This is a genomic window from Ochrobactrum chromiisoli, from assembly GCF_026241335.1.
In the GTDB taxonomy this organism is placed as follows: domain Bacteria; phylum Pseudomonadota; class Alphaproteobacteria; order Rhizobiales; family Rhizobiaceae; genus Brucella; species Brucella chromiisoli.
This window is the reverse complement of record NZ_JAPHAV010000002.1, coordinates 207,315-233,280: the sequence shown is the minus strand read 5'-3', so window position 1 is coordinate 233,280 and position 25,966 is coordinate 207,315. Positions and strand designations below refer to the sequence as shown.

Here is a 25,966-nt window from a genome sequence, read left to right as displayed (position 1 = left end):
TTACACCCGCATCGGCATAATTACGCACCTGTATCCCGGCCTACTGGCTGACGTGATCAGCGCAGGCGCTCCGGCCTCGGCCATCGACATCGTGACTTCATCTGTGCCGAATGCACTCATGAGGTCGGTGACATATTGACCATTGAAACCGATCGTCAGTGGCTCGCTGCTGAAGTTGACCTCCACTTCCTCAGTTGCATCGCCGCGATCCGGATTAGCGACGTTAAGCGTGAGAGCATCCGAAGCGAATGAGAACCGAACGGCTTTACCACGCTCGCTGGCGATAACTGATGTGCGGCCGACGGCTTCGCGCAGTGCTTTTGCCGACAGGGTAGCGACACGATCTGATGGCTTGGGAATAACGCGCTCGTAATCCGGATATGTGCCGTCGACGAGCTTCGACACAATGACAGTTGAACCGCTCTCGACCATCACCTTGTTTGACGACAGCGAAACTGACACGACGCCTGTCGGCAGCAATGGCAGCAACTTGTTAGGCAGAATGACCGGAGCAAACGCGGCATCCTGTTCAATGCGTGTTGACGCGAGACAATGCCCATCTGTCGCCGTGGCAACGATATGGCCGTCCCTCGCTTCCAGAAATACGCCGTTCAGGTAATAGCGGGTATCTTCGGTGCTGACAGCGAACTGCACTTCTTGCACAAGAGCAGCGAGAGCGAACTCGATCGTGGTGTCGAAGCTGCCGTGATTGAAGGATGGGAAGTCAACCGCTGGAAGCGTATCCAGCTTGAAACGGCTACGTCCTGATTTAACGACCAGATGATTGCCGTCGGCTTCCAAGTTAACGTCACTTGTGGCGCGCTTAGCAATATCCAGAAGCAGCTTACCTGCAACCGTGACAGTGCCATCTTGACTATCCAGAACCGGCAAGCTGGTGCTGATTTCCAGATCAAGGTTGGTTCCGGTGATGCTCAGCTGTCCTTTGTCCGCGGACAAAAGCACGTTGCCAAGAATTGGAATTGTCGTTCTGGCCTCAACCGCCTTCGTCACTGTCGACAAGGCGTGCGCTAGCTGCGCTCGGTCAAGCGTTACCCGCATGGGCTTCACCTCGTGTTGGTGGTGTCAGGCGCGGCTGGTGACCGCGCCGTGGTTGGTTTAGGCCTTAGACCAAGGACGGCTTCCCGCAGTTTTTGCAGGCTGCACCGGCTTGTTGTTGTTTGCCGCTGCAGGACGGTTGTCATTGGCTGGTCGCTGCGCTGCCGCCGCAGGCTGCTGAGCGTCAATGCTCGGCTCTGGCCCGTTGTTTTCGTCAGGGAAGAAGTACTTCTTGATCTCGGCTCGCGCCGGATACTGGCCGTCTTTTGAAGGCTTCCCGAGAGCAACGCGTACTGTGAACGATTTGAAAAGCAGATCGTCGGTGTCTTCTACCGAGGACATTTCAAGCGCGCGGCAAAGGCTGGCGAACTGACGCTGGCCGATCTCCTGCGCCTGCGGGTTCTTGTTCTCAATGTTGTAGTTCGTGAAAAGCTTGCGCTCGGCGTAATCTTCCGGCTCCAGCACCTTCATTGTTGTTTTCAGAATGGTGCCGCTGCCGGTCGAAGTCGGCACCACGTCGGCCGCCTCGATTTCCATCTTGTATGTACCGTTCGGCAGTTCGGAATAGTCCGACTGCGTCGTATCGTGTTGGGTGGCGTCAAACGCCGTGCCAAGTCTCGCCATATGTTAGTCCTCGTGTTGGTGGTGTGGTGAAAGCGCAGATTAAGACTTTGCGCGAAACACAGTGGGTCGGAAAAACCCACCGATGAAGCCAAGCGCGGCCCCTATCTGCCAAAGTGACATGTGGCCAGCATTGATGCCTAAAGCGGTGATGAATTCCTGCACTGTTTCAGTGAAGAAGAGACCGACAACCCATCCCGAAAACGCGCCAAAGAGAACGCCGATCAGTGGTGCAAAGAAAAGGATGGCGGCAATCGTGACCAGTCCAGCAAGTGCTTTTTCCATCAAGCAGCCTCCGGCAGTGTGACCGGCCAGTACTTCGCCAGCTCGGTGAAGCCCTGCCCTTTGCGGTATGGAACGGCGTCGGGCATCGAATAGCGGTTCTTGGCATTGAAGCCCGCACCTTCATTCAGATGGATCTGGCGCTCTTTGCCGCCCTCTGCATGTGCGACCTTTGTCTGGCGCGCGACTTCCTTTTCCTTGATGGAAACGCGGTAGTTCATGAAGGCCACAACGTCAGACTTTTCGCGAACAAGTGCATTGGCGCGCTTGTGCAGTTTCGGCTGATACCTCGAATAAGGATCTGTCGTCGGGCTGTCGAAGCGCACAATCTCGGGATGGGCAAGGATGACCACATAAATGCCAGCTTGAGCGAGCGCCGACAGGGCCGACATGAGCTCATTCCATTCGGTATCAGCTTCCACGTAGCCTTTACCGAATCCAGCTTCCTCAATGCTGTTGATACCAAGGCGGGCACAGGTCGCCCCCCAGACAAGCGGTTCTAGGCCGTCGGCGCTGTCGATAATCACGGTGCGCCGATCATGCTCAACTGTCAGCAGTTCGCCGATAATGTTGAGCAAGTCGTCGAAGCTTTCAATCGTGCCTGGCGTTGCCATTTCGATATCAGAAGGCGGACGCTCGCCTTCTGTGGCCAGATAGATGGGATCTGGAAACTCAGCTGCAAGGCTGGTCTTGCCGATGCCGTCGACGCCATACAAGAGCATGACCGGCGGGTCGTTTCTCTTCGTCGATTTGAGGCTTGATAGGCTGATAGCCATAAGTGACTCCTCGTATGTTTTGGTCAGTGTTGGTGTGGCGGAGCGAACCCCGCCGAGTTTGCTTATTGCAGCTGCAGCATCGGCACCGAGCCGCCCGGCAGCATCGTTGTTGGCAACTGGCCATTCCACTTTTCAGCTTGCGTCAGAGACACAAGGCCGGGATTTTCGCGAAGTGCATCGCCGCGTGCCTTGATCGAAGTCGCTTCTGCATCACCCTTAATCCGGATTGCTTCGGCTTCTGCATTCGCTTTTGCACGTACCGCGTCAGCGTTGGCCTTTGCCTGTGTGACCGTGATTTCTGCCTGGACCTTTTCACGTTCGGCGTTCTGGCGAAGCTTCTGCACCTCTACCTCGGCAAGCATTCGTTGCTCGATGCTGGCCTCGTAAGCATCTGAGAAGTCGATATTCTCAATCTGCACACTGTCGATAATGACCGGGCCTTTCACCGAACTCTGAATCGCAGAAGCGACTTCAAGATTAAGGCGGGATCGATCCTGAATTGCTGCTACTGCAGTGAACTGGCCGAACACGGTTTTGAGGTCTTCATTCACTCGTCGGTCGACAAGCCGAGACAAAAGACCATCCTCGCCGCCATAGACGCTATAGACCTCGGTCACCTTGTCTGCTGGAATTCGATAATTGACCGACAGGGAAAGAACCGCTGATTGCTGGTCTTTCGAGTAGGCGGGCACTTCCTTGTAGAGCTGGGCTCGCGACTGGACTGAGACCTTCACCACCTCTTCGATCCAAGGTGTTTTGAAACCCAGACCAGGTTGGGCAGTACCCACGAGCGCGCCGTTGCGCAGCAGGACGCCTCGTTCGCCTTGGTCGATTGTGTACCAGGAGCCGAAAACAACTGTCAGCGTGATGATGAATGCAAAAAATCCGAAAATAGCTGCGAGAATACGCATTATCTTCTCCTCGTGGTTGGTTTGGTGGTGGTTTTGATGATGATCTGAGCAACGCCGACCGCAATGATGCCGCACAAGACCAGGCCGCCGATTAGAGCCAATGCGGTCATGCGAGCCTCAATCCGATCATCATGGCCAACAGAATGAGCGATCCGATCAGCCAGACTGGCGCAGAAGTTGCCAGCGTGGGGAACCGTGGGTAGGTCATTCGCCACCCCACAAATAAAGCAAGCCGTAGAACGGCAGCACTGCGTTCCAGAAAATGAAGCCTGCCACAATCAGCAAGATCCCGAGCGTAAAACCGGTCAGAGCCAGCGAACGTGCAATCTTCCCGGTGCCATTACCGACTGGCATGAGGGCGTTCACGACAGCACCCATGAGTAAAAGCCGATGGCCAGAGCTAATGCTGCAACAACTAACAGCCCTTGGACGAAGCGATCACCAAGGCCCAGCGTACTTTCGCTGGGCAAGATGCGATCCTCTTCGACGACGTAGTCTTTGAAGGGCGCCATCAAGCTACTCCTCGTGTTTTGGTGTTTTTGGTCAGCCTCACGCCCTTGGTGAAATCGACCGGAATGACATTGTCTTCTTCAGTTTCGACCTCAGATCCGCCACCGCCGTCGCCATCATCGGCCGGTGGCTCAACCTCGAAGCGAGAAACTTCGATCGTTCCAAGGCCTGTGCCTGGTATCCAGAACCGCACCGTGAGGAACATGCAGCCATCTCGATCGCCGATGATGATGCCCTTCCAACCTGTAAGCTTGTGGGTCACAATTGATCCGGGCAGATCCCAGCAGTCGCCGCAGTCGCAAGTCACGCTGCACCTCGCTTCGTTCTGCTGAAGGACACAGGTGCGTTAGAAACATACCGACCGACTTTGAGGACGGCAGTGTCGCGGGCATGCAGCTTCTGCGCAGCTGTTCGATAAGGCTTGCGGTTTGCCGTGTCCCGCTCACCAGTCCGCGTGAATTTGGTTTGGTAAGCCTTGTGGAGCTCACGCAAGTTATGAGATTTCATTGATATTCCTCCTGTCAGGAGGTTGATCTGTGGCCGTCCCAACCGCACCAGCGGTATCGAGAGGCCGTCGTGCCTTTAAGGCTAGTGGACCGTGGCGCCATTCAATGCAGCAGAGCCGATAAACGGGCCGTCCAGAACTGTAATACGCGGCATCGCAATGAAGACATCGCGACACGTAGATGAGCATGAGCCTCGATTGGTGCGTCGTTTAACAACAACGCCTGCGCTCGGCTCAGGAGGCTTAGACTGCGGTGCGCGTTCAGCTAGTAGTGACCAGACGTGCCCTTTGGTTAAACCCATAATCGATGCAATTTTGCTATATGCCTTTCCTGCATTACGGTGGCTTCGCGCCTCCGCCTGCAAGACAGGTCTGCCTTGTAGCTGTGGTTGATTCATAGCTCCTCGTGTTGGTTGGTATTGACAAAAGGCATTGGCGAAGCCATTTGTCTTCTCGCGCGGGGTGGTACCTGCGAAGGAAACCAGCGTGTAGAAGTAGCTTAGGCTCTCCTCGTGTAAGCGCTGGGATTACGAGGCGGAGCGAGCAGCGGGTGGTGCCGGCTCTTAAACTCCGCCTTCAAAGTTTTCGATGCGGCGCCATCAGAATGGGTGGCGACCGAATTCTGGCCACGCCAAAAGCACCAGCCGCTGTTATGCGACCAGTGTCCCTGTTAATTCTATGGCCCTTGCGGCGCGGAAGCGATGCGGCTTCTTTCGGCTATGTTCATCATGGCGCTTCTCCTCAAATCTGGTTCTATCTATTCAGGGCGAAAATCCGTGGGAGGATGTTCATTTTGTTGCCTGCTATTTTGTGTTTCCAACGTCTGGTGCGCCGGTTGATGATTGGAATATATACGCGATTCGTATTTATGTCAACGAGTATTAATACGCTTTTCGTATTTCCAATTTTCGGCAATAAAAAAGGCCGCTCACGCGACCTTTAAAATTCAAACGATAATCGTATTATAGCGATCGCCAAAACTCCCTCGGCATTCGCATAATAAACTTCCTGGCCCAGACAATTTCCACATCTTCAATGTCTGGGGCGTTTGTGCTAGTTAGAGTGTAAAGACCAGGAACTGCACCACGTCGTACGGTTTTTATAAGAACTCGTCCGTCTTGCAACTCCACCATGCAAGTTTTCCCTAGGGCATCTTCAGGCAGCATCTCGATACCGGAGTAAGCGACCAAATCGCCATCCTCAAAAATCGGATACATACTATCGCCGCGGATAATGGCCCCAACAGTATCTTTGGGTAGAGCGCTGCTAATAGTCACATCGTATAGCGGGTCGCCATCGTCGATCGGATAGACTTCAGCCCCTGCTCCAACATACCCCAGCACTGGTATTTTTGTGCTGCGATCCGGCATAGGCATTCCGCTTAGCCTGCTCATAGTGACCATTTCATTGGCTTTGAGCTGGCGCTTCCCCTTGAGGATTTCACTGATCGCTGGCTGCCGATTTAAGCCCAACTCTTTAGCAACTTGCTCTTGCGTTAACCCGCAAACTTCAAGCGCTTCAGCAAACCATTTTATCACATCCGTTTCCATACACAGCTTATCGCATAATCGTATATCTATGTCATATACGCTTTTCGTATTTTTAATTTGACAGCTAAATACGTTTATCGTATACGTAAATCCAACAGCACGAAGAAGCCCCGCCTAACGGCCGATCCGCTGACCCAACCACTGCACGAGGAGTACCAATTATGACTACAGTTTCACCGAGAAGAAGAAGATCGCCAGCACCTCGCAAGAACGAAGTAATCGGCGGCGGATTCTTTGTATTCCGCCGCGGCAAACACACCGGACGCGTGAGCGTGGCCACCACCCTACCGTACGAACACGGGTCGTTTGAGCAAGCACTGGCGGAGGCAACACGTCTAGCCAAGCTCTGCCCCGGCGAAGTTTACGAAGTCTTCCAGACAAGCGGTGCAACAGCTGGCCCTATTGAACAAGCGTCGAGCAATGAATCCGCTTTGGTGCAGGAGGCTGCGTAATATGTCCAGCCCATCCATTGATCTACAGGACGCGCCTCTGCCAAGAGGACAGCGCGCCATCGTGGAAGCCCTTGCTTCCGTTCATCCTCGCCGCATGTTCATCAACGATCTAGTTGACAATGTTTACCAGCTTGACCCGAACGGCGGGCCTGAGAACGCGCATCAGACTGTACTGGTCCAGATTCATTATCTCCGCAAGACTCTACCCGCTTACGGCTGGACGATTCCAAAACGTCAGCGCGGTGTTGAGCCAAATGGCTACTATCGCCTTGCGCCCGTCGCGAACGACAATGTCGAACCGCAAAGGAGCGCAGCATGAACAGGGCACTACTGGAAATGCTCGCCGACATGGAGCCAGACCTCGACACCGAAGTGCATCGCGCTTGCAGCGATGAGCCAATGCGACGCCCGGATCACCGCGCCAAAAAGCACGCTAAACCGATGCCTTGGATAAGATACGCAGCGCGCGAAGCCGTTGAGATAACTGTTATCATCGGTCTCTTTGTGACCGTTGGTGCAGTGGGGCTGGGTGTTACATGATTTATCGCGAAAGATAGCGACGGGGAGTAGCGCCCCAGAGTTCCCAGCCATCGACGATCCGAGCGTTTTCACGCCACGGGTCGTCACGCTTACCAAAACCACACGAGGAGCACTTATTCATGTCTAACAGACAGACGCACATCCTTACCACCGACGAATTCATTGCTCAGGGCACGACTGCAGCATCAATCCTGTCGATTGCCCGTTGGTATCGCGTGAGCGACCCGGCGACTGCCGCAAAGATCAAAGACATTGCCTACGACGTGTCGCGTAAAACGGGCGAGAAGATCCGTATGCGCCGCATCCGGCCGGCCAACGACAATCGCCGTCCTTTCAAACGGAGGGCGGCATAATGGACAGCCGCGGCCAAGACAGACAGGGCAGCAGTATTGACTCTGCTTATCTCAACGCGTTGCGGCTAGGCCCGCAGCGCATATCCCTTGGAACCGCTGGAATTCCCCTGCCCGTTGCTCGCCGTCTGGCGGCAACAGGTCGGGCCGTCGTCGTTGGTGATGAGGTGAGTTATGTTGGTAAGTGAAGCAACGAAGGCTTTTATGTCCAAATACTGGGGACCTGCGGCTGAGCATGTTGATCCTCAACAGGTTGAAACCGCCCTCACAGCCGCCCTGCCTTTCCTTACGGGGGCGAAGGTTGATGCTCAAGGCATATATGATTACGTGCAGGGCTATGAGTGGCGCGGCGATAACGGTGATTACACACCAAGCGATGCCGACCGAGAAATGCTGGAAGATGCAATCGTCAGCTATCTGTCCGCAATCGAAATTCCAACTACTTCCGAAATGGAAGCGGTTGCCCCATCCCCGCGTGCGCAGGCGTTGGAGGAAGAAGAATTAGCGATTGATAAATTGCGGTTTCAAGCATTCCAAACAAATAGCGAGGCTGATCGGCAGGCGTATTTTGATGCCGTCAGTAAGTGGTTTCAAGACCGACATTATCGCCGCATGGATGCCGAACGCGCCCTCTCGTCTCAGACTGTAGCGGAGCAATCAGCCGCAGCGCGTGACGTTTTGGCCGAACGCCGCCGTCAGGTCGAGGCAGAAGGCTGGACACCAGAGCATGACGATAAGTGGTCATCGGGAGAAATAGCGCAATCCGCAGCCTGTTATGCACTTCTAGCCGCAGCATGGAACAAAGAAGCTGTAATAGAAATATTCCCATGGTCGCTTCGATGGCTCAAGTCAACAAGCCCACGCCGCAATCTCGTAAAAGCAGGTGCTTTGATACTTGCTGAGATCGAACGGCTTGACCGCCTCCCAGCCTCACCGGAGGTGGCGGGATGAGAAAGATATTTAAGGTAAAAGACCCCGGACATTTTGGCGATTGCGTAGTCGGTAAATTCAGGACCATTGATGAAGCCATAAAGTGCGCCGAGCAAGTTCTCTCGGAGTACCGAAAGGGCAGCTACAATGATGGCGAATGGTCTTTTGATACCGATGGGATCATGGTTGTTCAAGGTAAAACGGTCGTTGCTCGCGCTGTAGAATGCAACGTGATTGAGCGACCAGACGATGTTGACGAAGAAGGATATTCACCTTCCGAAGACTTATGGTTCAACAGCGTTGAACGCTACTGCGATTATAAGATCGAGCGCGTATCCACCCGCCCGACAGGAGGCAACGATGCGTGATCTCCGAGTGGGCGACCGCCTTATATTCAACGCTGAACTCGAGCACGGAAATCAGCAACATCTTAATATGTTCCGATCATGGAAAAAAGCATTAGCAGGAACAATCTGGACTGCTTCCGAGTGCGGAGACAACCATCTGATCGCAATTCCTGACGACAATCGTGTTGATTTCGAATGTCTGTCCGCAAGTGCTTTTCCCGTATTCAAACTCGTAGGAGGCATCAACCATGGCGAATGAATTGAAGCCTTGCCTTGCCTCGTTCATCAAATGGACAAGACAGCATCACGCCAATTGGAACCTAAGCCCTGTCCATATTAACGGTCAGTTTTCAAAGTTCATGGACCCTGACACTGATACCGCATGGCTTGGATTTGAGGCCGCTTGGAACACCCGCCACGCCGCGCCGGTCGAAGGGTTGGATACGGTTGAAACGCAAATGCGTTGCTTGCTTCAGACCGGCAATCATCAATGGCGTAATCCTCGCTTGCCTAGTGAATTGTCATTCATCAGAGCAAACGGAAAAGATGAAGCTGGCATTCCTTACGAACTTCGCGAACTCGTCACCCGCTCGCAGGCCGAGGCCATCAATGCGTCTAAGGATGCGAGGATTGAATTTCTCGAACGTGTTACAGCTGACCAAGAAACGCAAATCGTCAAGCAATCAACTCTCGAAGCCGACAACGCGGCGTTGACTGCGCGGGTGAAGGAGTTGGAGGAAGAACGCGTTCAGCAGTCCGGCGAATGGGTACGTTTCTGCGAAGCTATTGGGATTGAAATTGATACGCACGAAGCTGTTGCCGATGCGATCAATACGGCGCGGTCAAATGACAATTACGATCGTCAAGCCCTCGAAACCCAACTAGCGGCGGCAGAAAAGATCGCTTTCGAACATGGCTATGTGTTGGCCTGCTGCAACATTGTCAATCTTCACGATGAACCAACGATTGCGCATGATGCATTGTCTGAACTTGGCGTCACGCGCCAAGCTGTCAAAGCCATGAACCTCTCGGAATTTGACATGAAAGCGCTTCGTAAAATCGAACGTGGGTCTGCGGGAAGTCCATACGCTAAGGCCAACCGCAAAGTACGCGCCGCCTTGGTGGATCGCCCATGACCCTCATTGACAGACTATCCAAGCTGGACGGGCCTGATAGGGAAGTGGATGCGGAGATTTGCATCCTATTCCAATACGGCGGCAAAAACTCCGAAGGTGCAACTAACGTCAGAATTGACCCAGATTGGTGCGATGATGATTTGCTTTTCGAAATAGACGGGGATCCATGCTGCAACCCTATCCCGGAAGTTACCGCCTCTATAGACGCATGTATCGCACTGGCTGAGAGGGTGTTGCCGAATGAAAGGCCTTATTTGGCGCGGATTGCGTTTGAAGGAAAATGCCAGTGGCGAGCATCGTTCGTTGGCGGAAAGGCATCTTGGTCTCCAGTCCCCTCCATCGCCCTTCTGATCGCCATCTTGCGCGCAAAGGAGGCAAGCAATGATCAATGAAATACGCTGGCAGCTTTTCAAAGCCCTATCGTGGATCGGATGGAAGGTTTGCCCTGAACCTCATCGGACGCGCTTGCAGTCTATGTCACCAACTTGGAAGCAGTATGAGGCCAGCCATGACCAGAAATGAACTGAAACAACAGATCAGTGATTTAATCGCCGACAGGTTGGCGTACGGGTCGATGGACGTGATGTGCGATGAAATCCTTGCCACCATCCTCGCCGCTATACAGGATCCTACTGAGGCAGCGCTTGAAGCGGGTTACGCATGGGATGAGCATGTAACCGCAACTGAAACACACCCGCGCAACCGTGGCCTTTGGCGCGCCATGCTCAACGCCAGCCCACTAGGGGAGAAGGCAGAATGAAGCTACAACTTGCCCTTAAAGCTGAATACTTCGACGCGATCCGTGATGGCACAAAGACCGAGGAATATAGGCTTGCGAACGACTACTGGACCAAGCGACTGCACAATATGTGGGGATATAAGCTTTCGTTTGACGGCATCGTCCTGACTAAGGGCTATCCGAAGCGAGACGACACCGAACGCCGCCTTGAACTTCCATGGCGTGGCTTTGCTCGCAAGACAATCACTCATCCACATTTCGGCCCGAACCCGGTCGAGGTATTCGCCATAGACGTGTCAGGTCGCCAAGCCCTGAAAGGCGGTGAGTAGATGAGCCATTCCTTCACGCTGGCCGAATACGAGGAGTGCGTGAGAAACACAGCCAAGCTTGTCGTAAAATTCGGAGAAGCAGCCATCCCGCTATTAGAACGCGCCGAAGCCGAACTCCTCGCCGCTCAAACCCGTGGCAGCGCAATTTCCCGTGCTCAGTCAATCCTTCGATCTGCCTAGCCTTCCCATTTCAATTTAATTGACTCCAGTAGCTCTTGGCGCCGTTTCATCTCGGCGCCATCGCCGTATTTAGGACGTCCGAATTCATGCCCCATAAGGTCTGCCTGCATGCGATCTGATGCGCCAACATTCTCTATTCGATCCTGAAAGGTGTGTCGGAGCGAATAGATAGTGTGTTTAGGAGACGGGAATAAATCTTTTGACCTCAAAAACTTATTTATCGCAGCAGACGCTGAATCCGACTTGTCAGCGTAACGAGTAAACCCGTCCGGAGCTTGCTCCATGGCCCAGTACGCAACACCTACCAAGGGAATACGCCTAACCGAATAGTCGGTTTTCTGGCGGCGGTCTTCGCGTTCTGCCACCTCAACATGAGGCACGTCATCTTCCAGACGAATATCTTCAGGACGAAGGTTACACACCTCGCCTAACCGCATGCCTGTTTCAATCATAGTGTAGATAATTAAACGCGCGTCTATATTGATGTCGTCAAGTGCACCGGGCTGCAACAAGCGATCTTGAACCCATGAAACTGAAAACGGCGGACGCTTGTCCAGCTTTGTAGCATTGGTTTCTTTGAGGCGTATCCCTGCCCACGGAATGCGAAAGCTGGTCTGTAAGGCATCGTCGATAACTGACAGCATGCCTTTCATGTCGCTAAAGCTGCGGTTGGCGCTGTATGCCTTCAGTTTCTCGATAGCGATTTTATCAGTCCACCATTGGCGATATCGCAGCACATCGGCGCGAGTCACTTCACTCAACCGCACATCATCCAGAAGATCGCTTGCATATTTAATAGCGCGCTCGCGTGAGACCTTGTGCTTTGACATCTGGCCTTCAGACAATCCAGCCAATCCAGCCTGATTGAACTTCTCGTACATCTTCCAGACGTCGGAGATTCGTGGGTTGGGGAAATCAACAAGTCCGACGATTGCCTTCGCCGCAGATGGCTGAGTTTCGGTCACTTCTGCGGCCTGTTTCGACCTCGCAAACAGATCCTGATACGATCCTGCTGCGATGTCCGCCGCTGTCTTATACCCAAAACCTAACGACTGCGCAGTTCGCACAGCAGCCTCATAGCGCTCCCATTCAGGGCGATTGTCGTTTCCAGAAGACATTGCCGACCAAAGACGCTCCGTCGCGTCATGGACGCCCTGTGCCCTTTCCAGAGCATCTTTATGATTCTTCGTTTTGAGGCTAATTTTTACGAACGTGCGCTTGTCATGATTCGACACTTCAACGGGCACGCGCCTATAATAGCGGTAAATTCCACTCGGCTGTCGCTGCACGTATTTCGTAATATCAACTGACAAAGTCGCCGCCTACAATGTAACCCAGAATGTAATCTAGATTGTAGCCGATTTGTATCAGATATTGAATTGAATTTGCAACGTCGAGCCGTAAACCGCTATTTAGCTTAACTTATTTTATTAGGTCAATATAGCCTAAAAAAGTAAGTGGCTCCCCGGGCCGGATTCGAACCAGCGACCAACCGGTTAACAGCCGGTTGCTCTACCACTGAGCTACCGGGGAAGAGGTGCTCGTTGCGTCAGCGAGGTGGCGTATAGCAGGAGGATTTCTGATTTGCCAAGCCCTATTTTCGTTTTTTTCCAAATTTTTGCATTCTTCTCACGAAACCCTATATTCTCTGGTGCGTTTTACAAATAAATTAAACACCTCAAACCGTGCGAGACTGAAAAAGTGGACCAACAAGACGGCCTTAAACCACCAAAACGCACAATTGTGATTCTCGGAAAGCGAATCCCTATGCCGCAGTCCGTCGCAATGCGCAGAACGCTGGGAGGATCGCTGGTAGTCGGAGGTACGCTTGGATTCCTGCCCATCCTCGGCTTCTGGATGCTTCCACTTGGGCTGATCGTTCTTTCAAACGATTCCCATCGTGTCAGGCGCTGGCGCCGTAAGAGTGAGGTTCACATCTGGCGTAAGTGGCTTAAGCGAGGCTCCACGCCGACGGCAGGCTGATACCCGCCGTTGGGGCTGTGCTATCGCTTCGTCTTTGTTTGAAGATATTCCTTGCTTCTACGCCGCCTAACCTCACCTGGTGTCAGATTGCGATATTTTTTTAGAGCAGTCGTAAAATGACTCTGGCTCGAAAAATTAAGCTTTATTGCAATTTCACTGATTGGCATGTCGGTTTCAATGAGCCACTTTTCTGCTTCGTCTAACCGCAGTCCCATCAAGTACTGATATGGCGTAAGGCCAAAGCTTTTGCGAAAACACATCGAAAAATGCCCGGCAGACATGTTGAGCAACGATGCCATTTGCGGCACATTGATCGAATTGCGGAAGTTTTCTTTCATGTAATCCTCTATCTGCCGACAGGCGTAACTTCGCAAACCGGACGGTGAAGCCTCCATGCTAAGCGAAGTCGCTGCATTAGACGCAATTTGATAGAGAAGTGCAGAATATAATGATTCAAGATAACTTTGCGCCGAAGGGGTTTCTACCCGCAATTGCTCCAAAATCAATTCACTGATCCGTAAACATTGCTTGCTGTAAAAAATGATCATACGGCCATGCGTATCGCTAACGCGCAAGGCTATATCTTGAGCATCTTGCCCGCAATTTTGATCTCGACCGATAAAGACTTTCAATAACTTGACCTGCCCGGGCCAGGTTATAATCGTTCTTTGATCCGCCGGAATGAGCAAAACCGTACCTGCCGAAAAGCTTGATGTATTTTCACCCCCTTCAGGAAATTTCCATCTAAGGTTGCGCACAGGTTCAAGCAAAATGGGCGCGACTATATCTTCCGGCGTGTAGATATCGATCCCTGTTGAGGAGCGGGTGTAGAGAAAGGCTCCCCTTGAAATTTCGTCCGCGGTAAAACTCTCCCCTCCTTTGTTGCCCGTGGATAAATTGCCCTTATATTCATGAATTTTAATATTATTTTTCATCTTTAACCGCATTAGTATCCCCGATGATCAAATCAAAATTAAAAAATGAAAATGGGATTCCAATTACTTTCTTATGCCGTTGAAGCTCTATCTCAAGCAGAGGGTTTACCGCCTCAAATGGCCTAAACGAAGCTTTCGCCCATAGAAGAAAAATTACACAGAAATCACGTTAATACAATTTATAAGTGAAAAATCGCAAAATCACCTATGGAAATTCGGTTACGGCATTATTGCAAATGATTTGCAAAAGCGCTTGAAAGTCACTCTCACTTCATTTATGCAAATGCTAATTATTCGCATTAAAGGTATCCGGCCGTGCACCGTCTTGCAGCCGACAGGATGAATTTGAAGGAGAGAGCAATGCATCGACCGATCAACCGCAGACTGTTTACAAGTCTGGCTGTGAGCCTTGTGATACTGATGGCACCGGCAAATGCATTTGCATCAAACAAATTTAAGGCGATAACGACGTTTACGGTCATCGCCGACATTGCGCGCAATGTGGCTGGTGATACAGCAACGGTTGAATCGATCACAAAACCCGGTGCTGAAATTCACGAATATCAGCCCACCCCCGGAGATCTCATTAAGGCGCAGGGTGCGGATCTTATTCTTTGGAACGGTCTCGGTCTGGAACTATGGTTTGAGAAATTCTTCTCACGCCTCAAAAATGTTCCAAGCGTGGTGGTGAGCGACGGCGTTGTGCCGATGGGCATCACCGAGGGTCCGTATAGCGGCAAACCAAATCCACATGCGTGGATGTCCCCGACCTCTGCTCTCATCTATGTCGATAATATCCGTGATGCTTTCGTCAAATATGACCCGGAAAATGCAGAGGCTTACAAAGCCAATGCGGAGAAGTATAAGGCTAAGATAAAAGCGACCATCGATCCGATCAGCGCCGAATTCGCATTGATTCCGGCTGACAAGCGATGGCTGGTCACCAGCGAGGGAGCATTCTCCTATCTCGCCCGTGATTTTGATCTCAAGGAACTTTACCTTTGGCCAATTAATGCCGACCAGCAAGGCACTCCGCAGCAGGTTCGCAAAGTGATTGACGCCGTGCGTGCAAATACGATCACCGCGGTTTTCTCGGAAAGTACGGTGTCGGCAGCCCCTGCGAAGCAGGTCGCGCGCGAAACCGGCGCGACATATGGCGGCGTGCTTTACGTCGATTCTCTCTCCGAAGCTGATGGCCCTGTTGCGACCTATATTGACCTTCTCAAAGTTACATCGGGCACGATTGCAAAAGGCCTCAAACAATGAATGTTCCGATAGATCAACACCTTCGGGCACAAGCCGCGCTCAATGATAGCGTGTCTGAAGGGCTTAAAGTCAAAGATGCAACCGTCACCTATCGCAACGGCCACACAGCACTGCGCAATGCGAGCTTTGAAATTCCAACAGGCACGATTACGGCGCTGGTTGGTGTGAATGGATCGGGCAAGTCGACACTGTTTAAGGCCATTATGGGGTTTGTTCGTCTGGCAAAGGGCGACATTTCTATTCTTGGCCAGCCGGTAAAACAGGCACTCAAGCGCAATCTCGTCGCCTATGTGCCGCAAAGCGAAGAGGTAGACTGGAACTTCCCTGTTCTGGTGGAAGATGTCGTTATGATGGGCCGCTATGGACATATGGGCATGATGCGTGTTGCGCGTCGTGCCGACCATGAGGCGGTGGAAAAGGCGCTCGGTCGCGTCAATATGCTGGATTTTCGCAAGCGGCAGATTGGTGAGCTTTCCGGCGGTCAAAAAAAGCGCGTATTTCTCGCTCGTGCGCTTGCGCAAGATGCGCAGGTAATCCTTCTTGATGAACCTTTTACCGGGGTAGACGTGAAGACCGAGGAGGCGATTGTGCTGCTGCTGCGTGGGCTTCGTGATGAAGGCCGGGTCATGCTGGTCTCGACACATAATCTTGGCAGCGTTCCTGAATTTTGTGACCGCACTGTTCTCGTCAAGAATACTGTGCTTGCTTATGGTTCAACGAAGGAAGTTTTCACACAGGCCAATCTCGAAAAGACATTTGGCGGCGTTCTGCGTCATCTTATTCTGAATGAGGCCAAGCAATCCGATCGTTCGGCCGTTGGTGTGATTACCGATGATGAACGGCCATTTGTGCTTTATGAGCAAAAGCAGGAAGGGCAGAATTGATGGCTCTGCTGCTCGAACCGTTTTCTTATGGCTATATGCTCAATGCGATGTGGGTTTCGGCTCTTGTTGGCGGTGTTTGTGCATTTCTGTCTGCCTATTTGATGCTCAAGGGCTGGTCGCTCATCGGCGACGCTCTCTCCCACTCCATCGTTCCCGGCGTGGCGGGAGCCTATATGCTGGGCCTGCCATTTTCTGTCGGGGCTTTCTTTTCCGGCGGGCTGGCTGCGGCGGCGATGCTGTTTCTCAATCAGCGTACAAAGCTCAAGGAAGATGCGATTATCGGGCTGATTTTCACAGCGTTCTTCGGTCTTGGTCTCTTTATGATTTCTTTGCGGCCAACTGCGATCAACATTCAGACCATTGTGCTTGGCAATATTCTGGCGATAACGCCCGGCGATATTCTGCAACTGGCGATCATCGGCTTCGTTTCGCTGGCGTTGCTGCTGTTGAAATGGAAAGACCTGATGGTGGTCTTTTTCGACGAAAGCCATGCGCGTTCCATCGGCTTAAAGCCAACCGCATTGAAAATCATGTTCTTTACGCTGCTTTCAGCATCCACCGTTGCGGCAATGCAGACCGTAGGCGCGTTTTTGGTCATCTGTATGGTCGTGACACCCGGAGCGACCGCGTATCTCCTCACAGACCGCTTTTCACGGCTTTTGTGGATTGCGGTGCTTATTGGCGCACTGACCAGCTTCATGGGTGCCTATGCCAGCTATTTCATGGACGGCGCGACAGGTGGCATTATCGTCGTGCTGCAAACGCTTGTGTTTCTTGCCGTATTTTTTTTGGCGCCCAAGCATGGAATGTTTGCGGCCCGCCGACGTGCGACCAAAGCATTCAAGGAGGTTAAGCTATGAGCTTTCCCGAAACACTCCTGATGCCGTTTCAGTTTGACTTCATGATCTACGCATTGGCTGCCTCGGTGCTGATTGCCATTCCGACCGCCCTGCTCTCCTGCTTTCTGGTTCTTAAAGGCTGGTCACTGATGGGCGATGCGATCAGCCACGCTGTACTGCCGGGGGTTGTGATCGCCTATATGGTTGGCCTTCCTTTTGGCATCGGTGCTTTCGTTGCTGGCATGGTCTGCGCGCTTGCCACCGGCTTTCTCAAAGAAAACAGCCGTATCAAGCAGAATACGGTCATGGGCATTGTCTTCTCCGGCATGTTTGGGCTGGGGCTCGTGCTTTACGTCTCCGTGCGCGCAAATGTTCACCTCGATCACATCCTGTTTGGCGATATTCTGGGCATCAACACCAGCGACCTGATTGAGACAGCAATTATCGCAGCTGTGACCGCCGGCGTTCTCATCGTCAAATGGCGAGATTTCCTGCTCCATGCGTTTGATCCTGCGCAGGCGCGCGCTGTCGGCTTGCCTGTCAGGTTTCTTCATTATGGACTTCTGTGCCTGATTTCGCTGACGATCGTCGGTGTTTTGAAAGCAGTCGGCATCATACTGGCGATTTCTCTGCTAATCGCACCCGGTGCAATCGCCTTCCTGCTCACCCGCAGGTTCAGCAGCATGATGATTGTCGCAATTATCGTTGCTGTGTTTTCGTCTTTTATGGGCGTTTATCTGTCATTTTTCATCGACAGCGCCCCTGCTCCAACAATCGTTCTGCTGATGACCGTAATTTTCATTGCGGCCTTTCTGTTTTCGTCCTGGCGCACAGCGCGCACAGAAGCGCAACATCAAGTTGAAATCGCCTGAGCGTTTAATTCCCAGGAGGCTCTTTGTGCTGCAACTAATATATGCGGCTCGACTGCCTCAGTCGTCAGTTCATCAAGCGACACGCCAATCCAACGCGTGGCCTATCTAAAGCATGTCGCGGAAAAGTGAGAACCGATTTTACGAGAACGAGATGCGTAAAAACAAGAAGATAGAGCGAGCCGATGGGTAGGATGAAACGCGACACGCTAGGCTAAAAGCCAGCCACACATAGGTGGCTGGCTATTTTCAATCAAAGAGGACGCGGGAAATTGCGGTAGACGTTTTCGATGTCCGCCAGCACTTCGTCCGAAAGCTTTAATTCGCTTGCAGCGATATTTGTCTTAAGCTGTTCGACGGTTGTTGCTCCAATAATGACAGAGGTCATGAAAGGTCTTGATGCAGAAAAAGCAATCGCCATCTGCGCAATATCAAGACCATGCTTCTTCGCAACATCGATGTAAGCGAGGATTGCTGGCTGTGAATAGGAATTATCCCGCCACATGCCACCGTCCATTACCGAAGCACGCGATCCTTCGGGGATTTTACCGCCGAGATATTTTCCGGTCAGCACGCCTGCTGCCAATGTTGAATAGGCAAGCAGACCAACATCCTCAAATAGCGATACCTCTGCCATATCGTGATCAAATTCCCGCTGCAACAGGCCATACTCATTCTGGATCGACGCCATACGTGGCAAATTATGTTCTTCGGCAATTTTCAGCCATTGCATGGTGCCCCAAGCCGTTTCATTCGACAGACCGACATGACGAATTTTGCCCGCACGAACAGCATCTTCAAGACCGAGTAGAACATCATGGATCTGTTCACGTTCCGCCTTAGGATCAACGCTTGAGGGATCAAAACTCCAGCCCTGACCGAAATGATAATGCGGGCGGGATGGCCAATGAATCTGATAAAGATCAATGTAATCTGTCTGCAAACGCCTCAGACTGTCATTCACAGCTTCCGCAACACTGCCACGACTTGGCTTCGCACCGCCGCGGATCCATGGTTGACGTCCACCACCTGCAATTTTGCTGGCGAGGATGACACGATCACGCTTTCCCGATTTCTGAAACCAGTTTCCGATATAAGTTTCGGTTTTGCCAAAACTTTCAGGGCTCATCGGAATGGCATAAGCTTCGGCTGTATCAATAAAGTTGACGCCAGCATCGATAGCAAAATCGAGCTGATCATGTGCGTCATTTTCAGTGTTCTGCACGCCCCAGGTCATGGTGCCAAGGCAGATTTCTGTAACATTGAGGCCTGTGCGGCCCAAAGGCTTCATTTTCACGAGATTTTTCCGGATCAATTTGCCCGCAGGACGCGGATGTGAAGGGGCGTAATTGATAACCCCGCTTTGTCGTGCCTGACAAGGCCGCTCGCCGAAAATTGAAGGAAATTATAGAAAGCGATTTGCTGAATAAGGGGCTGGATCAGTAAATGGCTTCTCACCCGTCATCATCTCTGCAAGCAATCGACCGCTGGCCGGGCCAAGTGTCAGCCCGTGATGGGCATGACCGAAGTCAAACCACAGTCCTTTATGACGCGGCGCGGCACCAATGACAGGCCGCATATCCGGCAAACAAGGGCGCAGACCAAGCCAGGGTTTGGTTTCTACAGGCGTCCCCAGTTGTGGCAACAGGCGTCGCGCAATTCTTTCAGCACGTTTGAGCTGAATGAAATTAGCAGGCGCTTTGGGTGATGCAAACTCGATGCCAGTGGAAAGGCGGACGCCTTGCACCATCGGCGCGAGCACATAGCCTGCCTCTTCATCAACCACGGTATGGCCAAGCCGTGCACCATCGTGCATTTCGAAATGCATATGATGACCGCGCTTGATACCGAGCGGTATAGAATAGCCAAATTTCTGGAAAACCAGCCCCGACTGTGGACCAAGGGCCACCACAACTTCACGCGCAAAACTTGGACCGTCCTCCGTCATCACCTGCCAGCCGTTTGCGCTTTCCGCAAGCGTTGCTGCATCGCCATGTACAAACAGGCCGCCATTCGAGCGAAACAAATCCGCATAAGCCTGAACCAGACCAGCGGGATTGACGATGGTTTTGGGATCAAGCCAATGAATACCACCCACAACATCGCCCAGTGTGGTTTCGCGTTGTTTCAAGGAAGACGTATCAAGAATGTCATAGGCCAGATTAAACCGTTGCAACTGCGGCAGGCGCTGAACAGCAGCCTTAAATGCGGGCTCATTGCGAAAAACTTCAATCCAGCCCTGCGCACGCACCAGCCGCTCACAACCAGCCTGTGCAATCAATCCATCATGCTCGCGAACGCTCGCTTCAACCAAAGGCAACATGGCTTCAGTCGCAACTTTCAAGCGTTCAGGCGAAGATTCACGCCAATACTGAAACAGCCACCGCGCAATGCGTGGAACATAAAATGGATCGTAGCGCACATCGGAACGCCGGTTGAGGCTATATCGTAGGAGCTTACCCAACCCTTGCGGAAAAGAATAGGGAATGACGCTCGAACGTTCGATAAGACCAGCATTGCCAAAGCTTGTGGCCTGCCCCGGTTCGCCACGATCAATCAGCGTGACCGACCGCCCCCGCGCCTGCAAATGAAGTGCTGCTGAAACCCCGACAATACCCGCGCCCAGAACGATGACATCTTGTTGCTGCATGGTATCCCCGAACCATTCCATGAAATGAAAGCGCGCACCGATAAACAGTCAGCGCGCGCTTTCATACATCAAAGTGAGCAAATTTTTACAAGAAACTTTATTTGATCAGTAAATATCGAAGTCGAAGTATTTCTTCACGATGGTCGCATAGGTGCCATCGTCACGGATTTTCTTGATTGCCACATTGAACTGCTCGCGCAGATCATTGTCATCCTTGCGCACGGCGATTGCCGTGTCGGTCTGCGTGCCAGGCACATCACCAATCAGCTTGCAACAATCAGCACCATCAGCCTTGATCCAGTCGGAAATCGGGAACTTGTCGGAAACCACCGCATCAAGACGACCGCTCTTAAGATCGGCATTGGCTTCATCGGCAGTCGGATAGAGTTTTATGTCCGCTCCGGCCTTGCCATAAACGTCCTCCGCATAGGTGCCCTGTGTGGTGGAAGCCTGCGCGCCCACTGACTTGCCTTTGAAAGCTTCTGGGGCGAGTGAAGTGATCGGGCTGTCTTTTGGAACGGCAACGGAGAGCGGCGTTGAATAATATTTATCGGTGAACGATACTTGCTTCTGGCGCTCTTCGGTCACACTCATCGATGCGATAACCGCGTCGAATTTATTGGTCTGAAGGCCCGGAATCATACCGTCCCAATCATTGGCAATGATGGTGCACTTGGCTTCCATCGCTTTGCAGAGCGCATTGGCGATATCAACATCCAATCCCTGCAAAGAACCATCTGCCGCAACGAAATTAAAAGGCGGATAAGCGCCTTCTGTCGCGATCTTGATTTCCTTCCATTCTTTGGCCTGCGCCGGAAGTGCGGCGATAATGGAAGCAACGCCTGCGAACAGGATCGATTTCAACATAATATTCCCCTTGACCGTTTTATGGTTCTGTTTTGCAGGTCTATGCCAGCAATTATTTATAGAATGAAGCACCGGACGCCGCCTGTTTCAAGTTAAAGATTGAGCGGCGTCCGATAATTTTATCAATAGATATCGAAGTCGAAATATTTCTTGCGAATTGTCTCGTAAGTGCCGTTGTCGCGGATCTTTTTGATTGCAGCATTGAACTGCTCGCGCAGATCGTCATCACCCTTGCGCAGAGCAACCGCGATTTTGGTTTCAGAACCCGGAATATCGCCCAGGAATTTGCAGCAATCTGCACCCTGTTTCTTCAGCCAGTCGGCTGCGAGAAATTTATCAGCTGCAATTGCATCAATACGACCATTTTCAAGATCGGCATTGGCCTCATCAGCCGTTGGATAAAGCTTCACATCTGCGCCAGCCTTGCCATAAACGTCATCGGCATAATTGCCCTGTGTAGTGCCAGCCTGTGCGCCAACGGTTTTTCCGTCAAATGCTGAAGGCTCAAGCGAGGTAATATCGCTATCCTTTGGCACGACAACTGCCAGTGGTGTGGTGTAATAGCGTTCCGAGAAAGCGACCTGCTTTTCACGCTCGGGCGTAATGGCCATCGAAGCGATCACAGCGTCAAATTTGTTGGCCTGAAGGCCGGGGATCATACCGTCCCAATCATTGGCAACGATTTCACACTTGGCTTCCATCGCTTCACAAAGCGCATTCGCAATATCAATGTCAAAACCGACCAGCTTGCCGTCAGGCGACATATAGTTGAAGGGCGGATAGGCGCCTTCACTGGCGATACGGATTTCTTTCCATTCCTTTGCCTGCACAGGCATGGAAAGGACGACAGAGGCCAGACCGGCCAGCAAAATTGTTTTAAACATCGCTTCCCTATTTCACTTTTAACACACGGGCTTTTTATGCAGTCCTCAGTTCGGATTGCCCGCAAAGCCGAACAAATTCAATTGCAACTTTGGTGCTATTTTAACGCAAGATGACCCGCTGCGTATTGAACGCAACGGGTCTGACATGGCCTTAACGGTGCTTTCAGGCAACGAGACGCGTTGCATGGTCTTCCTGCGCATAAGCTTTGCCGAAACGGTTTGCGAGGAATGCATCCAGCGTGATGTCTTCCTGGCGAACAAAGCCCTTCTGTGCGATTTCGCCCTTGGCGAGCATGTCAAGCACGGCACAGATTGCCGAGGCCGTGGTGATCTGGATGCCTGAACGAACGATCTTGCCAACCTGATTGGCATAAACCTTGTTCGCATAGGTTTCCTGAACCAAACGGCCGTTCTTGGTGCCCGAAACCGTAACAAAAATCACGATAACGTCCTGAAGTGTGCTTGGCAGAGCATTTTCAAAAATATCCTTGAGCACTTCACGGCGATGACGCAGGCCGAGATCGTTGAGCAGCGCCTTCATGAGCGCAACATGGCCCGGATAACGGATCGTGCGGTAGTTGAGCGTGCGCACTTTGCCTTCGAGCGTATCGCAAAGCGTGCCGAGACCGCCCGACGTATTGAACGCTTCGTAAGTTACGCCATCAAGCGAGAATTCTTCACGCTCTTCAAGCGCAGGAACCTTGGTCAATACGCCATTGACGATAGCTTCACATGGCTCGATATATTCATTGATCAGACCGTCTGTGCTCCAGGTCAGGTTGTAGTTGAGAGCATTCGACGGAAATTCTGGCAAGGCACCAACGCGCATACGCACGTTTTCGAGCGTATCGAAACGCTTTGCAAGGTCATAGGCAACAATCGAGATAAAGCCCGGAGCCAGCCCACACTGTGGGATGAATGCTGTCTGTGCATCCTTGGCCAATTCCATGACGCGCTTGGTGCTGGCAACGTCTTCGGTTAGATCGAGGTAATGCACGCCGGTCTTCGCAGCCGCTTCAGCGATCAGCGTCGTGAGCTGAAATGGCGCAGCACTCAGAACAGCAAACTTGCCGGTGAGAACGGTTTCAAGCGCCTTAGCGTCTGCAATGTCGAGTGCCTGCGTTTTGACTTCCGCGCCCGTGTCCAACGCGTCGAGCTGAGCCTGCGAACGATCGACAACCGTCACAGCATAGTCACCAGTCGAAGCCAGAAGATCGGCAATGGTTGCACCAATTTTGCCCGCACCGACAACAACGATCTCTTTCATGTATTTTCCCCTTGGGTAATGCAATTTTGATGAACAAAGAATCTCACAAATTTCGGCGAAAAGAAGCATTTAAACTGACGATTTCACGTTGTTTGTTTGTACGATTTGACGTATTCAATATGCATTATGACGACAAATGCTGACCTAGCCCTCATCGCCCTGCTGCGTGAAAATGCCCGTGCCTCCACTGCCGACCTTGCACGCAGGCTCGGCGTGTCACGAACAACCGTCCAAAGCAGGCTGGAAAAGCTGGAAAAAAGGCGGATCATCGAAGGCTATACCGTTCGAATCGCTCCTGAATTTGAGCGTGATCTGGTGCGGGCGCATGTGCTGGTGACAGCATTGCCGAAGTTTGCACCAAAGGTTGAAACAGCGCTGCGCGGCATCATGGCTGTGCGCACATTGCACTCGGTCAGCGGCCATTTCGATATGATTGTCGTGGTCGAAGCGCCGTCAATTCAGGAACTGGATGTTGTTCTCGACAAAATCGGTGCGCTCGAAGGCGTCGAGCGCACCATGTCATCGATCATTCTCTCGACGCGGATTGATCGATAATCAGTTTCCGACAAATTCGAACTTATCGACATCAACAAGTCCCCGATCCGTGATTTTCAGGTGCGGAATGACCGGCAATGCAACAAAGGCGAGTTGAAGAAACGGTTCTTCCAGAACCGAGCCAAGCTCTTCCGCAGCATGGCGAAGTTCGCGCAGCTGTTCACGGACCGTTTCATAGGGTTCAACGCTCATCAGTCCGGCAATCGGCAAAGGCATTTCTGCAAGCACTTTGCCATCGCGAACCACGACAAAACCGCCTTCAATCTCACCAAGCCGGTTAGCCGCCGCCGCAATATCTTCATCCGAAACGCCGACCACGCAGATATTATGGCTGTCGTGACTGACGGTTGACGCAATAGCGCCGGCTTTCAGGCCAAAACCATGCACGAAGCCAGTGGCGATATTGCCATTCTTGCCATGTCGCTCAATGACCGCAATTTTGACCACATCGCGCTCAAGATCGGGTTCAACACCATGTGGGCCGACTTTAAGATCAAACTCCAGGCTTTCGGTAATAATCTTGCCCGGAACGATGCCGATGGCGCGCGTCTTACCGCTATTGGATTGTGATCTGAAGCTCGATGCGCTGACTGTCGGCGCTTTCACACTGTTGCGTCCAACTTCCGCAACAGATCCACGCGTTGAGAACAGCTCTTCAGAAACCACCCTGCCCGCAGATAATACCATTTCTGCATGGCAGCCTTCGAGACTATCGACGACCACGAGATCGGCGCGCTGGCCGGGCGCAACCAATCCGCGATCAAACAAGCCAAAGGCGCGCGCTGCGGAAATGCTTGCAGCACGATAGATCGCAAGCGGCTCAACACCCCCTGCAATCGCCGTGCGAATGAGATAATCAAGGTGGCCCTGATCAGCAATATCGAGTGGATTACGATCATCGGTGCAAAGTGCCAGAAACTGCGAGTGCCGCTCTGTGATGATCGGCATCAAGGCATGCAAGTCTTTGGAAACCGAGCCTTCGCGCACCAGCACATGCATACCCTTGCGCATCTTTTCAAGCGCCTCTTCGGCAGTGGTCGCCTCATGCTCGGTGCGAATGCCTGCCGCAATATAGCCATTCAGATCAAGCCCGCGCAAAAGCGGTGCATGACCGTCAATATGATGTCCCTGAAAGGCTTTTAGCTTCGCCATGCATTCTGGGTCTTTTGATAAAACACCCGGAAAATTCATGAACTCGGCGAGACCGACCACCTTTGGATGATCGGCAAAAGGCAGCAGATCATCGATCAGCAGTTGCGCACCGGACGTTTCCATATGCGTTGCAGGCACGCAGCTTGAAAGCTGCACCCGAATATCCATAATCGTTTCCAGCGAACTATCGAGGAAATATTGCAGACCTTCTACGCCCAGAACATTGGCAATCTCGTGTGGGTCACAAATCACTGTCGTAACGCCCTGTGGCAGCACACACCGATCAAATTCGTGGGGTGTCACATTGGATGATTCAATGTGCAGATGCGTATCGATAAAACCCGGCACAACAATGCGACCGGAAATGTCGATTTCCTTTTTTCCCTGATAGGTGCCGAATGTACCGACAATGCGATCGCCACTGATCGCAATGTCGCTTTCAACAAGCTCGCCGGTAACAAGATCGAAGAAGCAGCCGCCTTTCAACACGATATCGGCGGGTTCGCGACCGGCACCCTGATCGATCATCTGTTCAAGCATTGGCTCACTCCATTCAAATCATTTTCGGAATCAATTTTTCGAAAATAACACAGTGGAGCGT

At 52.2% G+C, this 25,966-nt stretch carries 36 protein-coding genes and 1 tRNA gene; 19 read left to right on the top strand and 18 right to left on the bottom strand.

The window, feature by feature from the left end:
* The 8 genes from dnaN to OPR82_RS07815 form a co-directional block, all read right to left on the bottom strand.
* Complete coding sequence (dnaN, locus tag OPR82_RS07850) at positions 1–1,059, bottom strand: DNA polymerase III subunit beta (RefSeq protein ID WP_265984143.1); 1,059 nt, start codon at positions 1,057–1,059, stop codon at positions 1–3.
* Between the two features lie 57 nt (positions 1,060–1,116).
* Positions 1,117–1,680, bottom strand: a complete 564-nt coding sequence (locus OPR82_RS07845; RefSeq protein WP_265984142.1) for a DUF669 domain-containing protein — start codon at positions 1,678–1,680, stop codon at positions 1,117–1,119.
* A 39-nt stretch (positions 1,681–1,719) separates the two neighbouring features.
* The gene (locus tag OPR82_RS07840) at positions 1,720–1,962 is read right to left on the bottom strand and encodes a hypothetical protein (protein WP_265984141.1); all 243 of its coding nucleotides are present in this window, start codon (positions 1,960–1,962) and stop codon (positions 1,720–1,722) included.
* Positions 1,962–2,735, bottom strand: a complete 774-nt coding sequence (locus tag OPR82_RS07835; protein ID WP_265984140.1) for an ATP-binding protein — start codon at positions 2,733–2,735, stop codon at positions 1,962–1,964. The genes OPR82_RS07840 and OPR82_RS07835 overlap by 1 nt, the downstream gene beginning before the upstream one ends.
* 62 nt (positions 2,736–2,797) lie before the next feature.
* Complete coding sequence (locus OPR82_RS07830) at positions 2,798–3,646, bottom strand: prohibitin family protein (RefSeq protein WP_265984139.1); 849 nt, start codon at positions 3,644–3,646, stop codon at positions 2,798–2,800.
* A gap of 204 nt (positions 3,647–3,850) precedes the next feature.
* On the bottom strand, positions 3,851–4,024 hold the full coding sequence (locus OPR82_RS07825) for a hypothetical protein (RefSeq protein WP_265984138.1): 174 nt from the start codon (positions 4,022–4,024) through the stop codon (positions 3,851–3,853).
* Positions 4,009–4,158 (bottom strand): hypothetical protein, encoded by a 150-nt coding sequence (locus tag OPR82_RS07820; protein ID WP_265984136.1) that lies wholly within the window; start codon positions 4,156–4,158, stop codon positions 4,009–4,011. Before OPR82_RS07820 ends, OPR82_RS07825 begins: the two co-directional genes overlap by 16 nt.
* The gene (locus OPR82_RS07815) at positions 4,158–4,418 is read right to left on the bottom strand and encodes a hypothetical protein (RefSeq protein ID WP_265984134.1); all 261 of its coding nucleotides are present in this window, start codon (positions 4,416–4,418) and stop codon (positions 4,158–4,160) included. The genes OPR82_RS07820 and OPR82_RS07815 overlap by 1 nt, the downstream gene beginning before the upstream one ends.
* Before the next feature lie 847 nt (positions 4,419–5,265).
* Here OPR82_RS07815 and OPR82_RS07810 point away from each other — a divergent pair.
* Complete coding sequence (locus tag OPR82_RS07810) at positions 5,266–5,604, top strand: hypothetical protein (RefSeq protein ID WP_265984132.1); 339 nt, start codon at positions 5,266–5,268, stop codon at positions 5,602–5,604.
* Between the two features lie 19 nt (positions 5,605–5,623).
* On the opposite strand, the gene OPR82_RS07805 is transcribed toward OPR82_RS07810, so the two are convergent.
* Positions 5,624–6,211 carry a S24 family peptidase gene (locus OPR82_RS07805; protein ID WP_265984131.1) on the bottom strand — a complete coding sequence of 196 codons (588 nt, stop codon included), beginning with the start codon at positions 6,209–6,211 and terminating at the stop codon, positions 5,624–5,626.
* A gap of 272 nt (positions 6,212–6,483) precedes the next feature.
* On the opposite strand from OPR82_RS07805, the gene OPR82_RS07800 reads away from it, so the two are divergent.
* The 12 genes from OPR82_RS07800 (at position 6,484) to OPR82_RS07745 (ending at position 11,034) form a co-directional block, all read left to right on the top strand.
* Positions 6,484–6,663, top strand: coding sequence for a hypothetical protein (locus OPR82_RS07800; protein WP_265984129.1), 180 nt, complete (start codon positions 6,484–6,486; stop codon positions 6,661–6,663).
* Between the two features lies 1 nt (position 6,664).
* Positions 6,665–6,982, top strand: coding sequence for a hypothetical protein (locus OPR82_RS07795; RefSeq protein ID WP_265984128.1), 318 nt, complete (start codon positions 6,665–6,667; stop codon positions 6,980–6,982).
* Complete coding sequence (locus tag OPR82_RS07790) at positions 6,979–7,203, top strand: hypothetical protein (RefSeq protein WP_265984126.1); 225 nt, start codon at positions 6,979–6,981, stop codon at positions 7,201–7,203. Before OPR82_RS07795 ends, OPR82_RS07790 begins: the two co-directional genes overlap by 4 nt.
* 119 nt (positions 7,204–7,322) lie before the next feature.
* Positions 7,323–7,556, top strand: coding sequence for a hypothetical protein (locus tag OPR82_RS07785; RefSeq protein ID WP_265984125.1), 234 nt, complete (start codon positions 7,323–7,325; stop codon positions 7,554–7,556).
* Positions 7,556–7,741 carry a hypothetical protein gene (locus OPR82_RS07780; protein ID WP_265984123.1) on the top strand — a complete coding sequence of 62 codons (186 nt, stop codon included), beginning with the start codon at positions 7,556–7,558 and terminating at the stop codon, positions 7,739–7,741. The genes OPR82_RS07785 and OPR82_RS07780 overlap by 1 nt, the downstream gene beginning before the upstream one ends.
* A gap of 16 nt (positions 7,742–7,757) precedes the next feature.
* A complete protein-coding gene (locus OPR82_RS07775; protein WP_265984121.1) occupies positions 7,758–8,504 on the top strand; it encodes a hypothetical protein in 747 nt (248 codons plus the stop codon).
* The gene (locus tag OPR82_RS07770) at positions 8,501–8,851 is read left to right on the top strand and encodes a hypothetical protein (RefSeq protein ID WP_265984119.1); all 351 of its coding nucleotides are present in this window, start codon (positions 8,501–8,503) and stop codon (positions 8,849–8,851) included. The genes OPR82_RS07775 and OPR82_RS07770 overlap by 4 nt, the downstream gene beginning before the upstream one ends.
* Positions 8,844–9,089 carry a hypothetical protein gene (locus OPR82_RS07765; RefSeq protein ID WP_265984117.1) on the top strand — a complete coding sequence of 82 codons (246 nt, stop codon included), beginning with the start codon at positions 8,844–8,846 and terminating at the stop codon, positions 9,087–9,089. Before OPR82_RS07770 ends, OPR82_RS07765 begins: the two co-directional genes overlap by 8 nt.
* Complete coding sequence (locus OPR82_RS07760; RefSeq protein ID WP_265984116.1) at positions 9,079–9,966, top strand: hypothetical protein; 888 nt, start codon at positions 9,079–9,081, stop codon at positions 9,964–9,966. The genes OPR82_RS07765 and OPR82_RS07760 overlap by 11 nt, the downstream gene beginning before the upstream one ends.
* Entirely contained in the window at positions 9,963–10,358 is a 396-nt protein-coding gene (locus OPR82_RS07755) for a hypothetical protein (RefSeq protein ID WP_265984115.1), read from the top strand. The genes OPR82_RS07760 and OPR82_RS07755 overlap by 4 nt, the downstream gene beginning before the upstream one ends.
* Before the next feature lie 116 nt (positions 10,359–10,474).
* Positions 10,475–10,726: a hypothetical protein gene (locus OPR82_RS07750; protein ID WP_265984114.1), complete on the top strand. Its 252-nt coding sequence runs from the start codon at positions 10,475–10,477 to the stop codon at positions 10,724–10,726.
* Positions 10,723–11,034, top strand: coding sequence for an ASCH domain-containing protein (locus OPR82_RS07745; RefSeq protein ID WP_265984113.1), 312 nt, complete (start codon positions 10,723–10,725; stop codon positions 11,032–11,034). Before OPR82_RS07750 ends, OPR82_RS07745 begins: the two co-directional genes overlap by 4 nt.
* A 176-nt stretch (positions 11,035–11,210) precedes the next feature.
* Here OPR82_RS07745 and OPR82_RS07740 read toward each other — a convergent pair whose 3' ends face one another.
* Together OPR82_RS07740 and OPR82_RS07735 are read right to left on the bottom strand one after the other, a co-directional pair.
* Positions 11,211–12,527, bottom strand: a complete 1,317-nt coding sequence (locus tag OPR82_RS07740; protein WP_265984111.1) for a site-specific integrase — start codon at positions 12,525–12,527, stop codon at positions 11,211–11,213.
* 145 nt (positions 12,528–12,672) lie between these two features.
* Positions 12,673–12,747, bottom strand: a tRNA-Asn gene (locus tag OPR82_RS07735).
* Between the two features lie 234 nt (positions 12,748–12,981).
* Here OPR82_RS07735 and OPR82_RS07730 point away from each other — a divergent pair.
* Complete coding sequence (locus OPR82_RS07730; protein ID WP_265984109.1) at positions 12,982–13,197, top strand: hypothetical protein; 216 nt, start codon at positions 12,982–12,984, stop codon at positions 13,195–13,197.
* Between the two features lie 20 nt (positions 13,198–13,217).
* Here OPR82_RS07730 and OPR82_RS07725 read toward each other — a convergent pair whose 3' ends face one another.
* The gene (locus OPR82_RS07725; RefSeq protein WP_265984108.1) at positions 13,218–14,132 is read right to left on the bottom strand and encodes an AraC family transcriptional regulator; all 915 of its coding nucleotides are present in this window, start codon (positions 14,130–14,132) and stop codon (positions 13,218–13,220) included.
* Positions 14,133–14,552: 420 nt separating this feature from the next.
* Here OPR82_RS07725 and OPR82_RS07720 point away from each other — a divergent pair, with 420 nt between their 5' ends.
* The 4 genes from OPR82_RS07720 to OPR82_RS07705 are packed head-to-tail and all read left to right on the top strand — an operon-like array spanning position 14,553 to position 17,993.
* The gene (locus OPR82_RS07720; protein WP_265984477.1) at positions 14,553–15,398 is read left to right on the top strand and encodes a metal ABC transporter substrate-binding protein; all 846 of its coding nucleotides are present in this window, start codon (positions 14,553–14,555) and stop codon (positions 15,396–15,398) included.
* Positions 15,395–16,282 (top strand): manganese/iron ABC transporter ATP-binding protein, encoded by an 888-nt coding sequence (locus tag OPR82_RS07715; protein WP_265984106.1) that lies wholly within the window; start codon positions 15,395–15,397, stop codon positions 16,280–16,282. The genes OPR82_RS07720 and OPR82_RS07715 overlap by 4 nt, the downstream gene beginning before the upstream one ends.
* Entirely contained in the window at positions 16,282–17,142 is an 861-nt protein-coding gene (locus OPR82_RS07710; protein WP_265984105.1) for a metal ABC transporter permease, read from the top strand. Before OPR82_RS07715 ends, OPR82_RS07710 begins: the two co-directional genes overlap by 1 nt.
* On the top strand, positions 17,139–17,993 hold the full coding sequence (locus OPR82_RS07705; protein ID WP_265984104.1) for a metal ABC transporter permease: 855 nt from the start codon (positions 17,139–17,141) through the stop codon (positions 17,991–17,993). The genes OPR82_RS07710 and OPR82_RS07705 overlap by 4 nt, the downstream gene beginning before the upstream one ends.
* A 250-nt stretch (positions 17,994–18,243) precedes the next feature.
* Here OPR82_RS07705 and OPR82_RS07700 read toward each other — a convergent pair whose 3' ends face one another.
* The 5 genes from OPR82_RS07700 to OPR82_RS07680 all read right to left on the bottom strand — a co-directional run bounded on the left by OPR82_RS07700 (position 18,244) and on the right by OPR82_RS07680 (position 23,658).
* Entirely contained in the window at positions 18,244–19,281 is a 1,038-nt protein-coding gene (locus OPR82_RS07700; RefSeq protein ID WP_265984475.1) for an aldo/keto reductase, read from the bottom strand.
* A 114-nt stretch (positions 19,282–19,395) separates the two neighbouring features.
* On the bottom strand, positions 19,396–20,640 hold the full coding sequence (locus OPR82_RS07695; protein ID WP_265984103.1) for an NAD(P)/FAD-dependent oxidoreductase: 1,245 nt from the start codon (positions 20,638–20,640) through the stop codon (positions 19,396–19,398).
* Between the two features lie 105 nt (positions 20,641–20,745).
* Positions 20,746–21,507 carry an ABC transporter substrate-binding protein gene (locus tag OPR82_RS07690; RefSeq protein ID WP_265984100.1) on the bottom strand — a complete coding sequence of 254 codons (762 nt, stop codon included), beginning with the start codon at positions 21,505–21,507 and terminating at the stop codon, positions 20,746–20,748.
* A 122-nt stretch (positions 21,508–21,629) separates the two neighbouring features.
* Positions 21,630–22,391, bottom strand: a complete 762-nt coding sequence (locus OPR82_RS07685; protein WP_265984099.1) for an ABC transporter substrate-binding protein — start codon at positions 22,389–22,391, stop codon at positions 21,630–21,632.
* Positions 22,392–22,554: 163 nt separating this feature from the next.
* Complete coding sequence (locus OPR82_RS07680; RefSeq protein ID WP_265984096.1) at positions 22,555–23,658, bottom strand: saccharopine dehydrogenase family protein; 1,104 nt, start codon at positions 23,656–23,658, stop codon at positions 22,555–22,557.
* A 126-nt stretch (positions 23,659–23,784) separates the two neighbouring features.
* On the opposite strand from OPR82_RS07680, the gene OPR82_RS07675 reads away from it, so the two are divergent.
* Entirely contained in the window at positions 23,785–24,213 is a 429-nt protein-coding gene (locus tag OPR82_RS07675) for an Lrp/AsnC family transcriptional regulator (protein WP_265984095.1), read from the top strand.
* Here the strand turns inward: OPR82_RS07675 and ade are convergent, their stop codons facing one another.
* Positions 24,214–25,905: an adenine deaminase gene (gene ade / locus OPR82_RS07670; protein WP_265984094.1), complete on the bottom strand. Its 1,692-nt coding sequence runs from the start codon at positions 25,903–25,905 to the stop codon at positions 24,214–24,216.
* Positions 25,906–25,966 lie beyond the last annotated feature (61 nt).

What these genes read in the sequence shown, in the direction of transcription:
- OPR82_RS07680 (WP_265984096.1), bottom strand. Translation starts at nt 23,658, where the DNA reads ATGAAAGAGATCGTTGTTGTCGGTGCGGGCAAAATTGGTGCAACCATT.
- OPR82_RS07810 (WP_265984132.1), top strand. Translation starts at nt 5,266, where the DNA reads ATGGGTGGCGACCGAATTCTGGCCACGCCAAAAGCACCAGCCGCTGTT.
- OPR82_RS07685 (WP_265984099.1), bottom strand. Translation starts at nt 22,391, where the DNA reads ATGTTTAAAACAATTTTGCTGGCCGGTCTGGCCTCTGTCGTCCTTTCC.
- OPR82_RS07755 (WP_265984115.1), top strand. Translation starts at nt 9,963, where the DNA reads ATGACCCTCATTGACAGACTATCCAAGCTGGACGGGCCTGATAGGGAA.
- OPR82_RS07675 (WP_265984095.1), top strand. Translation starts at nt 23,785, where the DNA reads ATGACGACAAATGCTGACCTAGCCCTCATCGCCCTGCTGCGTGAAAAT.
- OPR82_RS07725 (WP_265984108.1), bottom strand. Translation starts at nt 14,132, where the DNA reads ATGAAAAATAATATTAAAATTCATGAATATAAGGGCAATTTATCCACG.
- OPR82_RS07805 (WP_265984131.1), bottom strand. Translation starts at nt 6,211, where the DNA reads ATGGAAACGGATGTGATAAAATGGTTTGCTGAAGCGCTTGAAGTTTGC.
- OPR82_RS07845 (WP_265984142.1), bottom strand. Translation starts at nt 1,680, where the DNA reads ATGGCGAGACTTGGCACGGCGTTTGACGCCACCCAACACGATACGACG.
- OPR82_RS07750 (WP_265984114.1), top strand. Translation starts at nt 10,475, where the DNA reads ATGACCAGAAATGAACTGAAACAACAGATCAGTGATTTAATCGCCGAC.
- OPR82_RS07710 (WP_265984105.1), top strand. Translation starts at nt 16,282, where the DNA reads ATGGCTCTGCTGCTCGAACCGTTTTCTTATGGCTATATGCTCAATGCG.
- OPR82_RS07715 (WP_265984106.1), top strand. Translation starts at nt 15,395, where the DNA reads ATGAATGTTCCGATAGATCAACACCTTCGGGCACAAGCCGCGCTCAAT.
- OPR82_RS07705 (WP_265984104.1), top strand. Translation starts at nt 17,139, where the DNA reads ATGAGCTTTCCCGAAACACTCCTGATGCCGTTTCAGTTTGACTTCATG.
- OPR82_RS07835 (WP_265984140.1), bottom strand. Translation starts at nt 2,735, where the DNA reads ATGGCTATCAGCCTATCAAGCCTCAAATCGACGAAGAGAAACGACCCG.
- OPR82_RS07765 (WP_265984117.1), top strand. Translation starts at nt 8,844, where the DNA reads ATGCGTGATCTCCGAGTGGGCGACCGCCTTATATTCAACGCTGAACTC.
- OPR82_RS07730 (WP_265984109.1), top strand. Translation starts at nt 12,982, where the DNA reads ATGCCGCAGTCCGTCGCAATGCGCAGAACGCTGGGAGGATCGCTGGTA.
- OPR82_RS07720 (WP_265984477.1), top strand. Translation starts at nt 14,553, where the DNA reads ATGGCACCGGCAAATGCATTTGCATCAAACAAATTTAAGGCGATAACG.
- OPR82_RS07790 (WP_265984126.1), top strand. Translation starts at nt 6,979, where the DNA reads ATGAACAGGGCACTACTGGAAATGCTCGCCGACATGGAGCCAGACCTC.
- dnaN (WP_265984143.1), bottom strand. Translation starts at nt 1,059, where the DNA reads ATGCGGGTAACGCTTGACCGAGCGCAGCTAGCGCACGCCTTGTCGACA.
- OPR82_RS07830 (WP_265984139.1), bottom strand. Translation starts at nt 3,646, where the DNA reads ATGCGTATTCTCGCAGCTATTTTCGGATTTTTTGCATTCATCATCACG.
- OPR82_RS07770 (WP_265984119.1), top strand. Translation starts at nt 8,501, where the DNA reads ATGAGAAAGATATTTAAGGTAAAAGACCCCGGACATTTTGGCGATTGC.
- OPR82_RS07780 (WP_265984123.1), top strand. Translation starts at nt 7,556, where the DNA reads ATGGACAGCCGCGGCCAAGACAGACAGGGCAGCAGTATTGACTCTGCT.
- OPR82_RS07695 (WP_265984103.1), bottom strand. Translation starts at nt 20,640, where the DNA reads ATGCAGCAACAAGATGTCATCGTTCTGGGCGCGGGTATTGTCGGGGTT.
- OPR82_RS07690 (WP_265984100.1), bottom strand. Translation starts at nt 21,507, where the DNA reads ATGTTGAAATCGATCCTGTTCGCAGGCGTTGCTTCCATTATCGCCGCA.
- ade (WP_265984094.1), bottom strand. Translation starts at nt 25,905, where the DNA reads ATGCTTGAACAGATGATCGATCAGGGTGCCGGTCGCGAACCCGCCGAT.
- OPR82_RS07775 (WP_265984121.1), top strand. Translation starts at nt 7,758, where the DNA reads ATGTCCAAATACTGGGGACCTGCGGCTGAGCATGTTGATCCTCAACAG.
- OPR82_RS07745 (WP_265984113.1), top strand. Translation starts at nt 10,723, where the DNA reads ATGAAGCTACAACTTGCCCTTAAAGCTGAATACTTCGACGCGATCCGT.
- OPR82_RS07760 (WP_265984116.1), top strand. Translation starts at nt 9,079, where the DNA reads ATGGCGAATGAATTGAAGCCTTGCCTTGCCTCGTTCATCAAATGGACA.
- OPR82_RS07795 (WP_265984128.1), top strand. Translation starts at nt 6,665, where the DNA reads ATGTCCAGCCCATCCATTGATCTACAGGACGCGCCTCTGCCAAGAGGA.
- OPR82_RS07820 (WP_265984136.1), bottom strand. Translation starts at nt 4,158, where the DNA reads ATGGCGCCCTTCAAAGACTACGTCGTCGAAGAGGATCGCATCTTGCCC.
- OPR82_RS07700 (WP_265984475.1), bottom strand. Translation starts at nt 19,281, where the DNA reads ATGAAGCCTTTGGGCCGCACAGGCCTCAATGTTACAGAAATCTGCCTT.
- OPR82_RS07840 (WP_265984141.1), bottom strand. Translation starts at nt 1,962, where the DNA reads ATGGAAAAAGCACTTGCTGGACTGGTCACGATTGCCGCCATCCTTTTC.
- OPR82_RS07785 (WP_265984125.1), top strand. Translation starts at nt 7,323, where the DNA reads ATGTCTAACAGACAGACGCACATCCTTACCACCGACGAATTCATTGCT.
- OPR82_RS07825 (WP_265984138.1), bottom strand. Translation starts at nt 4,024, where the DNA reads ATGGGTGCTGTCGTGAACGCCCTCATGCCAGTCGGTAATGGCACCGGG.